The organism is Chitinophaga sancti (assembly GCF_034424315.1).
Taxonomy (GTDB): Bacteria; Bacteroidota; Bacteroidia; order Chitinophagales; family Chitinophagaceae; genus Chitinophaga; species Chitinophaga sancti.
On record NZ_CP139972.1, the window covers coordinates 2,082,496 to 2,097,541 of the forward strand.

General features: G+C 45.6%; 13 protein-coding genes. 8 read left to right on the forward strand and 5 right to left on the reverse strand.

Annotated features, from left to right (window positions below; all coding sequences use genetic code 11):
* The first annotated feature begins 135 nt into the window (after positions 1–135).
* From poxB to U0033_RS08035, 6 genes are all read left to right on the forward strand, one after another.
* Positions 136–1,860 carry a ubiquinone-dependent pyruvate dehydrogenase gene (poxB, locus tag U0033_RS08010; protein ID WP_072362334.1) on the forward strand — a complete coding sequence of 575 codons (1,725 nt, stop codon included), beginning with the start codon at positions 136–138 and terminating at the stop codon, positions 1,858–1,860.
* A 482-nt stretch (positions 1,861–2,342) separates the two neighbouring features.
* Positions 2,343–3,632: an urea ABC transporter substrate-binding protein gene (urtA, locus tag U0033_RS08015; RefSeq protein WP_083571572.1), complete on the forward strand. Its 1,290-nt coding sequence runs from the start codon at positions 2,343–2,345 to the stop codon at positions 3,630–3,632.
* A 74-nt stretch (positions 3,633–3,706) separates the two neighbouring features.
* Complete coding sequence (locus tag U0033_RS08020) at positions 3,707–5,488, forward strand: sensor histidine kinase (RefSeq protein WP_072362332.1); 1,782 nt, start codon at positions 3,707–3,709, stop codon at positions 5,486–5,488.
* A gap of 5 nt (positions 5,489–5,493) precedes the next feature.
* Positions 5,494–6,159 carry a response regulator transcription factor gene (locus U0033_RS08025; RefSeq protein ID WP_072362331.1) on the forward strand — a complete coding sequence of 222 codons (666 nt, stop codon included), beginning with the start codon at positions 5,494–5,496 and terminating at the stop codon, positions 6,157–6,159.
* Positions 6,160–6,504: 345 nt separating this feature from the next.
* Complete coding sequence (locus U0033_RS08030; protein ID WP_072362330.1) at positions 6,505–7,419, forward strand: DnaJ C-terminal domain-containing protein; 915 nt, start codon at positions 6,505–6,507, stop codon at positions 7,417–7,419.
* A gap of 4 nt (positions 7,420–7,423) precedes the next feature.
* Positions 7,424–7,708 (forward strand): chaperone modulator CbpM, encoded by a 285-nt coding sequence (locus U0033_RS08035; protein ID WP_072362329.1) that lies wholly within the window; start codon positions 7,424–7,426, stop codon positions 7,706–7,708.
* Positions 7,709–7,848: 140 nt separating this feature from the next.
* Here U0033_RS08035 and U0033_RS08040 read toward each other — a convergent pair whose 3' ends face one another.
* The 4 genes from U0033_RS08040 to U0033_RS08055 form a co-directional block, all read right to left on the reverse strand.
* Positions 7,849–8,580 (reverse strand): SMP-30/gluconolactonase/LRE family protein, encoded by a 732-nt coding sequence (locus tag U0033_RS08040; RefSeq protein WP_143150749.1) that lies wholly within the window; start codon positions 8,578–8,580, stop codon positions 7,849–7,851.
* Between the two features lie 5 nt (positions 8,581–8,585).
* Positions 8,586–10,460: a M1 family metallopeptidase gene (locus U0033_RS08045; RefSeq protein ID WP_072362327.1), complete on the reverse strand. Its 1,875-nt coding sequence runs from the start codon at positions 10,458–10,460 to the stop codon at positions 8,586–8,588.
* Between the two features lie 84 nt (positions 10,461–10,544).
* On the reverse strand, positions 10,545–10,841 hold the full coding sequence (gene trxA / locus U0033_RS08050) for a thioredoxin (RefSeq protein WP_072362326.1): 297 nt from the start codon (positions 10,839–10,841) through the stop codon (positions 10,545–10,547).
* Positions 10,842–11,003: 162 nt separating this feature from the next.
* On the reverse strand, positions 11,004–11,519 hold the full coding sequence (locus U0033_RS08055; protein WP_072362325.1) for a 2'-5' RNA ligase family protein: 516 nt from the start codon (positions 11,517–11,519) through the stop codon (positions 11,004–11,006).
* Between the two features lie 51 nt (positions 11,520–11,570).
* Between U0033_RS08055 and U0033_RS08060 the strand changes: the two genes are divergently transcribed.
* The gene (locus tag U0033_RS08060; RefSeq protein ID WP_072362324.1) at positions 11,571–13,022 is read left to right on the forward strand and encodes a glycoside hydrolase family 28 protein; all 1,452 of its coding nucleotides are present in this window, start codon (positions 11,571–11,573) and stop codon (positions 13,020–13,022) included.
* Positions 13,019–13,831: an ankyrin repeat domain-containing protein gene (locus U0033_RS08065; protein ID WP_072362323.1), complete on the forward strand. Its 813-nt coding sequence runs from the start codon at positions 13,019–13,021 to the stop codon at positions 13,829–13,831. Before U0033_RS08060 ends, U0033_RS08065 begins: the two co-directional genes overlap by 4 nt.
* 194 nt (positions 13,832–14,025) lie before the next feature.
* Here U0033_RS08065 and U0033_RS08070 read toward each other — a convergent pair whose 3' ends face one another.
* Positions 14,026–14,904 (reverse strand): right-handed parallel beta-helix repeat-containing protein, encoded by an 879-nt coding sequence (locus tag U0033_RS08070; RefSeq protein WP_072362322.1) that lies wholly within the window; start codon positions 14,902–14,904, stop codon positions 14,026–14,028.
* Positions 14,905–15,046 lie beyond the last annotated feature (142 nt).

Sequence of the window (15,046 nt, forward strand, 5' to 3'; positions counted from 1 at the left end):
CAGGAATTATATGCCCCATGAGCATCGCTCAAAAGGCTCCCGCACCTTCGTACATTTCCCCGCAATCCTTGCCAAAATACCCAGCCCTTATCTTGCTGGCAACAAATTTGCACCCCTTCACAAAACTAAAAGTACATGGCAAAAACAATTGCAGCCCAACTCGTTGCACAGCTTGCAAAGGCCGGTGTAAAGCGTGTACATGGCGTAGTAGGCGATAGTCTGAACGGCATCGTTGATGAGATCAGGAAACAAGGTACCATCGAATGGATTCATTACAGGCACGAGGAAGCGGCTGCATTTGCAGCAGGTGCGGAAGCACAGTTGACCGGTACCCTGGCCGTTTGTGCGGGGAGCTGCGGACCGGGGAATTTACACCTCATCAACGGATTGTACGATTGCCATAGAAGCATGGCTCCTGTACTCGCTATTGCTGCTCATATTCCCAGTATGGAAATAGGCACGGGGTATTTCCAGGAGACGCATCCTGAATTACTCTTCAGGGAATGCAGCCATTATTGCGAGACCATTGCCTCTGCGCGTCAAATGCCAAGAGTGCTGCAAATTGCCATGCAAAATGCAGTAGGGCAGCGCGGGGTGGCTGTCATCACCATTTCGGGCGATGTAGCCCTGGAAGACATGGAAGACGACTCTATGGAGCACACTATCATGCAGCGTTTGCCAGCTGTGCGCCCTCATGATGGCGACATGGAAATACTGGCAGGCATGATTAATACGGCGAAAAAAATCACCTTGTTATGTGGAAGTGGTTGTGCCGGTGCCCACGATGAACTTATGGACTTTGGAGCGAAAATGCTGTCTCCCATGGTTCATGCGCTTCGGGGAAAAGAGCATGTGGCCTATGATAATCCTTATGATGTGGGCATGACAGGCCTGATTGGCTTTACTTCCGGGTACCACGCAATGGAGGATAGTGATCTTTTATTGCTGCTGGGAACTGATTTCCCCTACTCTAACTGGTATCCCACCAAATCTAAAATTGTACAGATAGACCTGCGTCCTGAGAAATTGGGGAAGCGTTGTAAACTGGACCTTGGCCTGGTAGGCACTGTGAAGGAAACCCTGGCTGCCTTGTTGCCACTGATAGAGCAAAAAGATGACCGTGGACACCTGGACAAATCGCTGAAGAACTATATTGACAGCAGGGAAGAGCTGGCGGCGCATGCCAGCAGTACCAATACGCCTATTCATCCGGAGTACCTGACTACCGTATTAAGTGCAGCCGCAGATCCGGATGCCATCTTTACCTGCGATGTGGGAGAACCTACGGTGTGGGCAGCGAGATACATAGAAATGACCAAAGACCGTCGCCTGATCGGCTCATTCAATCATGGATCTATGGCGAGTGCGATGCCCCAGGCTATTGGTGCTCAATTAGCATACCCCGGCAGACAGGTGATTTCAATGTCTGGCGATGGGGGCTTTTCGATGCTGATGGGAGATATTCTTACCATCTTGCAATATAAGCTGCCTATAAAAATAGTGATCTATAATAATAGTTCCCTGGGGTTTGTAGCCATGGAAATGAAAGTAGCAGGGATGACCCCATATGCTACAGACCTGAAGAACCCTGATTTTGCAAAGATGGCTGAGGCCATTGGTATGAAAGGTATCAGGGTAGAAGATCCCGCATTATTGCCGGGCGCTATTGATGAAGCCCTGATGCATGAAGGCCCGGTACTGGTAGATGTGGTGGTGAATGCATCGGCGCTGGTCATGCCTCCAAAAATAGATGTGAAGCAGGCGAAGGGATTTAGTATCTACATGATGAAACAAGTCTGGAACGGGAAGGGCGGAGAAGTATGGGATACGCTGAAAACGAACTTTTTAGATAAAGAATAATTGGTTTTTACGCATGAAATAAGAAGGGCGCTACTTAGGTAGTGCCCTTCTTGCGTTATAAATATTTATATACAATAAATTAATCAGCAAAATTGATCTAAATAGAAAGACCACTTTAAAAACACTTGGATTAACCAAACTAAACATTACTTTTATACTTAGGTGCTACAGAGATTCAACCAAATATCTTCCAAAGTGTGATATTAATTTTATAAAAATGTATTTATGAAATTCTTCCCTACCACTTTTGCTAACTATCTTCATTGTATGTGCTCAAATGGCCCGAGCTGAAGAAAATCTACCAGGAAGAAGCGAAAGGCCAACAGTTAAAGGAACGACAAGGATACCGCCACGAGGGGAAGGCAGGAATACGGATGGCAAGGCACCTTTACGTAGGGTCGGCAGGGTTGCTTACAGTTTCCGGGATCCTGACAAAGACATTATGCTGATCCACATTATTTACGCTACAGTATTTACACATTATGAAAGCAACACGCTTCTTATTCTTTTGTTCCTTACTGGCTGCATTCGCCTCCTGTCACAACAATGCGCCTAAGACGAATGGTAGCACAGGCAATAATGGTGAAACGGTGAAGATCGGGGTATTGCATTCGCTGAGTGGCACCATGGCTATTTCTGAAGTATCGCTGTGTGATGCTGTGCAGATGGCAGTAGACGAAATCAATGCATCTGGTGGCGTGCTGGGTAAAAAAATTGAACCTGTGATAGTAGACCCGGCCTCTGACTGGGATTTGTTTGCAGAGAAAGCGAAAGAATTATTGATTGATGATAAAGTATCCGCAGTATTTGGGTGCTGGACTTCTGTATCACGTAAATCAGTATTGCCGGTATTTGAAGAGAATAATGGATTACTTTTTTACCCGGTACAATATGAAGGAGAAGAGTGTTCTAATAACGTCATTTATACAGGGGCTACCCCCAATCAGCAATTGATACCTGCTGCCGAATACCTGATGAGTGAGAAAGGCGGCGGGTATAAAAAGTTTTATTTAATTGGAACGGATTATGTGTTTCCGCGAACAGCGAATAAAATACTGAAAGCCTACCTGTTATCCAGGGGAGTGCCGAAAGAGAATATCATTGAAGAATACACGCCTTTTCATCACCAGGATTACCAGACCATTGTATCCAGGATCAAACGCTTTGCTGCAGAAGGAAAAGCATGTGTGCTTTCAACTATTAATGGTGACAGCAATGTGCCTTTCTACAAGGAATTTGCCAACCAGGGATTGTCGTCAGCCACTTGTCCGATCATGGCATTCTCTGTAGCAGAAGATGAACTGAGATCTATGGACACTGAGTTCCTGGTAGGGCACCTGGCAGCATGGAATTATTTTCAATCCAATGATTTGCCTGAGAATAAAAAGTTTGTAGCAGCATTTAAAGCTTTTTGTGAAAAGAAAGGATTACCGGGTGGTAGCAGGAGAGTGACAGATGACCCTATTTGCTGGGCATATACAGGTGTTTATTTGTGGGCAGGAGCGGCAGAAAAAGCGGGTTCTTTTGACGTAGATAAGGTAAGGGCGGCATTGTCAGGTTTAGCATTTGATTCTCCTGATGGCAGGGTAAAGATGGATGCAGGTAATCACCACCTTGCGAAGCCGGTGATGATTGGAGAAATTAAACCGGATGGGCAGTTTGATATTATTTCGAAAACGGATAACCTGGTCAATCCGCAACCATGGTCTCCGCTAACCTCCCCGGATAAAGACTGTGACTGGGTAAATCATAACGGTACTTACACCAGGTAATCGCTACGAATAAGTGTTTTGGGTTTAATAAAAGACTAGCTGGCAGGAGGGATTTTTATTATCTTCATAGCTATATGCATCGTATCTCAGAAGATCGTCGGGTATTCAAATTTTTTACTGCAATGTATGCGGTGGCGCTCACTACGCTGGCCGTACTCTCTATTGTGAGCCAGATTGGTATTCAGCAGACATTGAGTCACCAGATGCACGATTCACATGTCATCAATTTTGCAGCACGGCTGCGTACGTATAGTCAGACGCTGAGCAAACTGGCTTTATTGATAGAATCGGGGCAGGATATTGAAACGAACCGCAAGGAGTTTACCAATACCCTTATGCAATGGCAGAAGTCGCACGAAGGCCTGCAATCAGGCAGTAATTTCCTGAACCTGCCCGCCAATGACCAGGATGAATTGAAGCAGATGTTCGACATTATCCGGACACCGCACCAGGAGATCTGGAAGGCGGCATCGCAGATGAGTGCCATCCTGAGTCAGGATCAACCTATCGATACGGCGGAGATCCATCCTTATGTACAAACGATCCTGGCTTATGAAAAGTCTTACCTGCTGGGAATGGAGCTGATTGTATTTGATTACGACCGGTTTTCGAAAGAGCGGGTACGGAAGCTGAAGCAGGTGGAATACCTGATGCTGGGATTGGTATTGCTGACACTGATGATTGAGGCCGGGGTGATCTTTTACCCTTTATCCATGCGGATCCGGAAAGTGATCAAGGGCCTGATTGCATCCGAGGAAACGTCTAAACAACTGGCAGACCAGCTACAGGAGGCGAATAAGGCCATGGAGCAAAGTCACAGCGAATTGCGGGAAATGACGTATGCACTGGACAGGGCCACTTATTTAGTTAAAACAGATCATGAAGGGCAGATCATTTATGCCAATGATAAATACTGCCATGTAACACGATATAGTATGTCAGAATTGCGTGGCAAGCCGCTTTTTCATCATTACTTCGATCACCTGAATGACCCGGCCCGGAAAATGGAAGTATGGCAGGGAGAGGTCTTTGACCATGCTGCCGATGGAACGGGGTTCTGGCTGGATGTAACGATGATACCTGTATTTGATAATACAGGCAGGTTGTACCAGTATATGGCCATATGCAGTGACATTACGAAACGCAAAAATACGGAGCGAGAGATCCGGCAATTGACAGAGGAAAAGTTGCGCAGACAGGATATGGAGCAAAAGATCCGGAGTTATGCCATCATCAGCGGGCAGGAAAAAGAACGTAAACGGGTGGCGGCAGAGATCCATGATGGCATTGGGCAAATGCTGACCAGCCTGCGTATGAAGATGGAACAGGTAGAAGATAAACTGCCGGAACCAAATGCGGAAATTGGCAAAGTAAACGGTTTGCTGGGCAGTATTATCACGGAAACAAAGCGGATCTGTTCTGACCTGCTACCCAGTGTACTGGAGGATTTTGGACTGCGTGCTGCAATTGAGGAACTGATAAAGACCTGTAGGGAGACGGCAAGGAACGTGGTGTTTAACCTGGAGGAATGTAACTTATCGCAGGCGCTGCCCAGGGAAGTGGAGATCGGGATCTATCGTATTTTGCAGGAGGCGCTGAACAATGCGATTAAGCATGCGCAGGCCACAGAGATAGACGTACATATAGACAGAGAAGAGGGTTTCCTGAACCTGATGATCCATGATAATGGCAAGGGATTTTACTATGACAGCCAACATTATTTTTCGCGCGAGCAGGTAAAGAAAATAAATGGGCTGCGGAATATGAAGGAACGCGCAGAACTGCTGGGAGGTTCACTTAGCATCAATACGCAACCAGGAAAGGGCACTATTATACAATTAGAAATCTCATTTTAACACCCATGGATAAAATCTCGGTATTTTTAGTCGATGATCACGAAATCTTCAGGAATGGCTTGAAACAGTTAATCAACAGTGAAGCGGATATGGAGGTATCAGGAGAGGCCAGCACCGGTGAAGATGCTTTGCATAGTCTGAGCAATGTACAGCCGGATGTGGTGATCATGGATATCCGGATGCCTGGTATCAATGGTCTGGAAACGAGTGCGGCATTGCTGAAGGCAAGTCCGCGTACCCATATTTTGTTCTTCAGTTTATTTGACGAACCGGATTATGTGGCGGCAGCGCTGGAGATGGGTGCGAGTGGGTATATCCTGAAGGATACCAGTAATAAGATCTTCTTAAATGCCATCAGGACCATTCATAATGGCAAGTATTATTTTATTGGCGAGGTAAGTGATGTGCTGGTGAAGAAATACCAGGCGGCGAGGGAGAGTGCAGCGAACCCTGTGGCGCAGGCGGCCGATGTGTCATTGAGCCGCAGGGAGGAGCAGATCATCCGGATGGTGAACAATGGTTTGAATAATAAGGACATTGCCGAGTCACTGGGATTGAGTATCAGAACGATTGAAGCACATAGGATGAATATACTGCGCAAGTTCCAGGTGAATTCAATTGAAGAAGTGATAGAGTATTGCAGGAATGTGAATTTATTGAAGGAGGAATAGATTATTCAACCAGCTGTTTGTAATTCTCATTTGAAAATTGTTTTCCCAACGGGATTTGAGCTTTTTAGGATAGTTAGGATCAATTTGTACAATTATTTCCGTGTTTTGTGCATTGTGTTCGTAAATGATCCTGCCTAAATTTGTGTTACTAATTTGATCATTATCATATTAAAAATATACAGTTACAAAACAGTGTAACAGTTGTAGGTTTAAGAAATGGCCGGAATACTCATATTCCGGCTTTGTCATTTGGTCATGTTTTTCTGCCGGACCCGACTTTCCGTCATTCTCTGCTATTCCGGACTGACTTTTGTTACTACACTCATAAGAGAATAAATATTACATATGGCTTTTATAGATTATTATAAAGTACTGGGACTGGAAAAAACAGCTTCAGCCGATGATATCAAGAAAGCGTACCGTAAGCTGGCGAGGAAGCACCACCCCGACATGAACCCGAATGACAAGGAGGCTAACCTGAAATTTCAACAGATCAATGAGGCGAACGAGGTGTTAAGCGACCCGGAAAAGCGTAAGAAGTACGATGAGTACGGTGAAAACTGGAAGCATGCAGAGCAGTTTGAACATGCGAAGCAGCAACAGCAGCAGCAGGGTTATACCTATGGTGGTCAAACGGGATTTGAAGGCTTTGGCGGAGATTTCTCTGAGGAGCATTTCTCTGACTTTTTTGAGTCTTTATTTGGCCGTAGTGGCGGCACCGGGCGTCGTGGGCAGACTAAATACCGCGGGCAGGATTACCAGGCGGAATTACACCTGGGGCTCCGGGAGGCGGCTACGACCCACCAGCATACCCTGAAAGTGAATGATCAGAATGTACGTATTACGATACCTGCGGGTATTTCGAATGGCCAGGTGATCAAACTGAAAGGCCATGGAGCCCCGGGAGGTAATGGAGGTCCTGCGGGTGATCTGTATATCACCCTTATCGTGGAGGACGATGAGCATTTCAGGCGCTCAGGTAATGACCTGTATGCGAATGTAAATGTAGATCTCTATTCGGCTCTGCTGGGTGGAGAGATTACCTTTGATACACTGAATGGAAAAGTAAAACTGAAAGTACAACCTGAAACACAGAACGGTACGAAGGTGCGACTGAAAGGAAAGGGTTTCCCTGTGTATAAGAAGGAAGGTGAAGCGGGTGATCTGATCATCACATACAATGTGATACTGCCTACAGGGCTGAGTGAAAAAGAGAAAGCACTGATCCGTGAGTTAGCGAGTGTTTCATCCAAAAACTAGTATCATGATTTCCATTACGCATTATTGCACAATTCATAATATCGATACATCTTTTATACATGCATTAGCTGATGAGGGGCTAATTGTACTCACCATTGCAACTGACGGACCTTTTATTGAAGAAGAGCAGTTACCTGACCTGGAAAGTTATACACGCTGGCATTACGAGATGGGCGTGAATACGGAGGGAATTGATGTGATCAGGCATTTACTGGGGAGAGTACGTGACATGCAACAGGAGATGCATAATCTCCGGATGCGGTTACGTTTGTATGAGGATGGGGATTGAATGATAAAGCGGGTATCTTAAAGGTAATTTAATCCTGATGAAACGAAATTCGTTTTAATGAGTAAATTACCTTTAAGATACCCGCTTTTTATGAAAATGGTTTTGATTCCCGTGGGTAAATTCCGTCTTTATTGCATGTTTTATTTTTCCATCAGCCACACTGCTTTTTTTGTGGCCAGGTCATAAGTCAGTACGCCGTTCCTCATACCAACATACACTTTCCCCTGGTATACGACCAGTGAATGGGGGAATAAATATTCATTCCAGAATCCTTTCTCTAACAGTGTATGCGTTCCACCCATTTTATCGATTGATAACAGTGATTTATCGGTAATGACGATGATATTACCGGCATCATCTATGTCTGCTGCCAGGGGGGTAGATTTCAGTCTTTTAAAAGGGCTGATACGGCCATTGGCTATTTTCACAATACCGTGTGTCGTATCTGCTACCACACCATAAGTGAGTTTTTCTGTTGCCAGCAATTTGATAATCGGCAGTTCTGCAATTTTCTCCCTGGTTTTCCCATTGGCGTCAAAGCGATACAGGCTCCCTCCTGCTGCGGCCCTGTAGAAGGCAACGAGGTAATGGCCGTCACTTGTTTGTAAGATAGACCGGTTCCCTGTCAGTTTGCCGGAATCTTCAGGAACAGGGGTGATCAGAAAAGGTAGTGACTGGTTGGCCATGATCAATTCTTTGGTAGCATATACATCCCCATATCTCATATAAACGGCATAGTCGGTAGCACTTGCTTTATACTTTGTCAAAGTAGTAGCATCTGTGGGAATAGGGTGAGCTTTCCAGTCACGCAGGAGAAGGCCTCCATCCTGAAAGGATGTCATGCATAGGGATAGTAGTAACAATAAGCGCATACTTGCTATTTTTTCCAGTCATTGTCTGCCGGTGTAGCATCCATAAAGATGCCGCCATCCAGTTTAATACCTGCCAGTTTTTTAGCTGCAGGCAGGGTAAGTGCCAGGTCTTTTGAACCTGTCTTCCACACGGCAGGAGTTTTATGTATTATATCGGTGGTACCATCTTCATAGGTCAGCACGATATCGAAAGGGATAGCGAAACCACCGACGTTATTGATGCCCAAATTTACTTTATTTCCCTGTTGATTGAAACGATATAGTTTCAGGTCAATATAGTTATTGGAAAAGAACCAGTTATTAAAGAACCAGTTCAGGTTTTGCCCGCTACCGGCACTCATGGAATTGAAATAATCCCATGGAATGGGGTGCTTGCCGTTCCAATTATGCATGTAGGTATGCAGGGCTTTTTTGAAGCCTTTATCGCCGAGCAGGTCTTTTAAAGCGAGATAAGAGAGGGATGCTTTGCCGTAGGAATTATTACCATAGCCATGACCACTTACCTGGTGAGATTGGGTGATGATGGGCTGATCTTCTTCGGAAGAAGGATCGCTGATATAGCTTCTTACGCGGAAGTTTTTGTAAAACTCATCGGCTTTCTCCTTCCCTCTTTCGGCGATGGCAATGAGGTATTCAAAGGTAGTGGCCCAGCCTTCGTCCATGTAGGCATAGCGGCTTTCGTTGATGCCCATGTAGAAGGGGAAATAGGTATGTGCGATTTCGTGATCCTGCACCAGCTGGCCGAATTCAAGGTTATCGCCGGTGGTTTCATCGTTCACCATCATGGGGTATTCCATGTCTGCATATCCCTGGAAAGCCGTCATGGTAGGGAAAGGATAGGATATTCCCGGCCATTGGGTGGAGAAATAGTTCAGTGCGTAATGAGAGAATTCTACGGAGTGATGGAAGTCGGCCGCGTTGTCATTGAAGGCTGCCTGTACGCTGGTTCTGCGTTTGGTGGCGCTGTCTACGATCACGCTGGCGGCATCCCATACATAGTGGTTACTGAGGCCGATGGTGGCGTCAGCGATATTTTGGGAGGTGAAGATCCAGGTATTCCATTTGTTCTGGCGGGTTACGAGCTGCCCTTCCATATCTGCTTTGGTGGCAATGTGGGTGACATTGTCAGCGGTATAGCTGTTCTTTAGTTTTTGGGCGAAAGCGGGTTGGAGGACCTCGTCAATGTTCTGCAAGGTACCGGTACCCCATACTACGTAATTAGCCGGCACTTTCACGGCTACTTTATAGTCGTTAAAGTCGCTGTAAAATTCAACTCTGTCCATGTGCTCGATTTTATCCCAGCCGTTGTAGTCATCGTATACGGATATGCGGGGATAGAAGTAAGCGAGGAAGAAGGTGGTGCTGTCGATGGCGCCTTCACGTCCACTTTGAACAGACATGTCGTAGTGCCAGCTGATGTGGACTTGCATACTGTCTTTGGCGTTCAGAGGCTGCGGCAGGTTTACATCGGCTACGGTGCCAACGTTGTTGTCAAATTCCACGGAGGTGCCATTAATGATGAGGGTATCGATGAAGACACCATCGGTGAGGAAGTCTTTACTGACGTAGCCTGAGCGGGGTGCCTGGTGTTTGTGAATATTGCAGATCATTCTGATCACTATCTTATTGAGTGTATCAGGGCTGTTATTGATGTAGCGGATGGATTCGGTGCCGTAGATGGTACGGGAAGGAGGATTTGCGGTAACCTGGATATCGTATCTGCCAGTGTTTTGCCAGTATTTTGAGCCGGGTTTCCCGCTTAGCTCTCTGGTGTGATTGGTATAGGCTTTTTTGATATTGCGGGGCTGATAGAGTTCCTGCCCGTGAACGACGGTGATAAGGCCTAGTAAAGCAACCAGGCTGCTAAAAGATTTGATCATGTAACCTGCTTATAAATTTACCTATAAAAATAGATAGAATTTTCAGGGCATGGGCAAATATTCCAGCAGCGGTAGGCTTGTTATTTAGACGTTTTTGCGAATGGCTTGTTCGATGATATGGCCAGGTACAACACCTGACATGCGCCAGAGTATCTTCCCGTTTTTGAAAAGGATGAGGGTGGGTACACCCTTTATCTCGTATTTAGCGGATGCCTCCATGTTTATATCTACGTCTACTTTGATAATACTGGCAGATTCGCCGATCTTTTTCTTCACCTCTTCCAGGATAGGGGCCATGGTTTTACAAGGTCCGCACCAGGTGGCGAAGAAGTCTACCAAAACCGGTTTATCGCTGTTGATCATTTCTGAAAAGGTTGCCATGGTAGTTGTTTTGGGAGAATGTGCAATTATCAGACCAGCGGGGGAATTGGTGTCAGAGTGGCAGAAATTGGAGGTGTTTATAGTCAAAATATACCATGAACGTAGTGATTAGTGGTCTTTACAGTCAAAGAGGAGGTAAATAAAACATGACCGCTGGGAAGCTTATTTGTAAAACGGATATTGGGCCAGCAGTTTCCATGGCCCTTTCAGATATTTCCAGGTACTAAATCCGATGGTTTTAATGGTAAATGGGGTAAATCCTTCATTTAACTCCTGGTGCAATTGTTGGGCTTTAAATGCCGTTACTTTATTCTGAACAGTGATGTGTGGACGTAAGGCTTGCTGATCCTGCTTTATTAACCACGGTTCAAATGCCTTCTGCATTTGTTCATGTAATTTTTTCAACTCATCAGAAACAAGTGTATAGGCGACACAGGTTCCCATCAGGTGTACTTTATTTACTGTTAATTCTATTTGCGGTCTCTCAGCAAATTTAGTGAGTGTTTCGGGAATAGAGGCTTCATTAGCAGGTAATTTATGGAACAGGGTAATATGTGCATCCAGGTAATTGGCATGGGCAGGAAAATGTTTTTCCCTCAGTGAGTTGAAGAAAACCTGCTCTTCCGGACCGAAATCCAGTGTAATGATCAGCGTACCCGTTTGTAAAATTTGTGCCATGTCAGGCAGCAAAAATACGTAAATTAGAAAATGATATAATTCCCACGTTCCATGAGACAACTTTTATTACTGGCAGTGGTCTGTGTACTATCCCTCCCTGCCCTATCCCAGACCCACCCGATCGAATATTACCTGAATAAGGCGCCGTTTCCCATGCAGGCGATCCGGGAACCTGTTATTCCATCATCCCGTTTTGTACTGAGTGATTATGGTGCAGTAGAAGGGGGTACGGTTTTAAACACCGCAGCTTTTGAGCGTGTCATCAGTGCCTGTGCGGCGGCGGGAGGCGGGCATGTTATTGTGCCTGCGGGCACCTGGCTTACGGGGCCGATCGTACTGAAGAGTAATGTAGACCTGCATGTAGAGAAAGATGCCTTAGTATTATTTACACCAGATCGTACCTTATATCCTTTATTGCCGGCAGGTCACCGGTTTGAGGTAGCGCCTCCTATCAGTGGCCGTGACCTGGAGAATGTGTCTATTACAGGAGAAGGAACTTTTGATGGCAACGGGCAAAGCTGGCGACCGCTGAAGAAGATGAAGGTGACCCCGGCGCATTGGGAGAAGGTGGTGGCTTCTGGTGGTGTAGTGAGCGAGGACGGAAAAATATGGTGGCCCAGTAAGGAGGCGATGAATGGAGAGCGTTATGTGAAGACTTTGAAAAACGGCGCAACAGCTGAGGATTATTTACCAGCAAGAGATTTTCTGCGACCTAAGATGGTGGTGATCACCAATAGCAAACGGATATTGATTGATGGGCCAACGTTTAGAAATTCCCCGAATTTTGTGATTAGTCCGCAAAAAGTAAGTGACCTGATCATCCGCCATACGCATGTGTTTAACGAATCATGGGCGCAGAATGGCGATGGCATCGATATCAGTGCCAGTAAGGGGGTGATCATCTATCATACAACGGTGAGTGCAGGGGATGATGGGATTTGTATGAAGTCAAGCGGAGACGGAAGTTCAGCAGCGCTTTCCGATATCCTGATTGCCGAGTGTATTGTATACCGTGCGCATGGAGGTTTTGTGATCGGGAGTAATACAGATGGGGGAATGCGCAATATCTATGTAACGAATTGTTTGTTTGAAGGCAGTGATGTAGGAATACGTGTAAAGAGTAACAAAGGCAGGGGTGGATTGGTAAAGGATATTTACATAGATAGTATAAGGATGGTATCTATCGTGAATGAGGCAGTTTCATTTGACACCTACTATGAGGCAGCAACATTGACGGATGCAGCAACGGTTAAGATCCCTGAGTTTTGTAATTTTTACATCAGCAATATTATCTGCAATGGTGCGAAGACAGCGATGTTGTTTCGCGGGTTGCCGGAGATGCCGGTGCACGACCTGCACTTTAAAAATGTATATATCCAAGCCGAAAAGGGCGTAGTAGCAACAGCTATCAAGGATCTTCAATTCAAGAATGTACATTTCCAAACAAGTCAGCAGCCAGCGATTCCACCAGAAGCTGCATCATTTATTAAAATCTCCTTATGAAACCTTATTACTTATTGTTGTTTGTAACATTCAGTGCATGTAACTTATATGACAAGGACCTGATGCATGCAGTGGTACATAAAGATGAGGCGAGTATCCGTTATGACCTGAAGCATCATGCTGATACGGAAGTCAGGGATGCGGAAGGATTTACGCCATTGATCAGGGCGGCGGCGGATGATGAACCGAATATCGTGGCGACCTTATTGGGGGCACACGCGAATATTGAGGCGAAGAATAATTTCGGAGAAACGGCCTTGTCACTGGCGGCATTTAAGGGATTTAAGACGACGGTGAATGTATTGTTGTCTCACAATGCGAATGTAAATACCATGAACAGGGATAGTGTATCGCCACTGATGTATGCAGCCAGCAGGGGGCATCTTGAAATTACGGAGTTATTGCTAAGACAGGGAGCGGAACTGGAGATTTTTTCCAGAGAGGGGTTGACGCCACTGGCCTATGCGGTATCGAATGAGCATGCGGATGTAGCGAAATTATTTTTGGATTTTGGGGCGGAGGTGAATTGTAAGATGCATGACCATGAGACCATGTTGATGTTGCTGGCAAACAGGCACAATGTATTGTTGACGAGGATGTTACTGGATCGCAGGGCGGATGTAAATGCGGCGGATGATAATGGAAACACGGCTTTGATGAATGCGTGCAGGAACAGGGATACGGGGATGGTGAAATTATTGCTGAGTTATCGTGCACGGGTAGATGTGAGGGATGGGAATGGAGATTCCCCGGCAGATCATGCGAGGCGTGCGGGGGATGCAGGGGTAATAGCTTTGGTAAGTAAATGAATAATAAGCACGCTACAAATACCTGTTTATAAAAACTCGCTTTTACTCATTCGGTAAAAGCGAGTTTTTTATTTAGAACTCATTTCATAAATAGGGTTTATAATTGATAATCAATACATAAACAGCAATTATGAAATGAGTTTTAATTAAGTTGAATTTTAGATCTATCAAGCGTTCGCTTTTGTTTATCGTTATTACAGATCGATTAGACCTGCAGCATTACCGGTACCACTCAAACCGCTGTATTTTATTACTCCTTTCGCATTACCATTTCTTGTAAAGCCCCAACCTGGAGAGTTATAATTTGATACGCAGTTAGTAATAGTATGTGCAATGCTCTGGCCAGAGCTACCTAATTTGAACCCGTTGCCATCGCCGTTGGAACCTTTACCATTGTGTTCAGCAGTACAACCAGAGATTTTTACAGGGTAAGGATTGCCATACAGATCCCAACCATCATCAGAATTGTAGGAAGCATAGCAACCGGTAAATGAATTACCTGCACCGCTGGAGAGCTTGCAGGCAAAGCCATCGGCGTCTTCACCACCTGCGGATACATCGTAGTTTTGATTTGAATGACAGTTATTGACACTTACATTATAGGCGCCATTATACACCTGGATGCCGGTGTTACCGTTGTAGTCGGCGGTGATGTTGTTAACGTAGTTATTCCCGCCAGACTGGAAAACGATACCGGAAGAAGGGCCGCCGGTAATGCGCATGTTCTGGATGTTCCAATAGCTGCCATTTACTTTTACGGCCCAGCTACCGGCCTTGGCAGCGTTGAGGGTTCCGCCGCTGATATTGATTTTGGAGCTGGAGGTACCGCTATTGAGTAATTGCAGGGTACTGGTGAGATTGATAGTACCACTGATGGTGATGACATCGCCTGCTTTTGCGTTTGCAACGGCAGTTTTCAGGGCGGCTTCGGTGGTAACAGTAGTGGTAGCGGCGGCGGTAACTTCGCCTATAGCTGCGGTGGTAGCGGGGGTAGGCAGCTTTACCTGATCTTCGTTTTTGCTACAGCTGGTACATGCAAATACCAATAGGGCAATCATCAGATTGATCTTCATAACTAGGAAATAAGAGGTTAAGAAATGAGGGTATTAATCAGCTGCGCAACTATGTCAATTTTACAATTAATTGGATGATATACGAATGAGAGGCAGGAGATTTATTTACGCAATCGTTCCCGGCAACGATGGCGGGATGGTT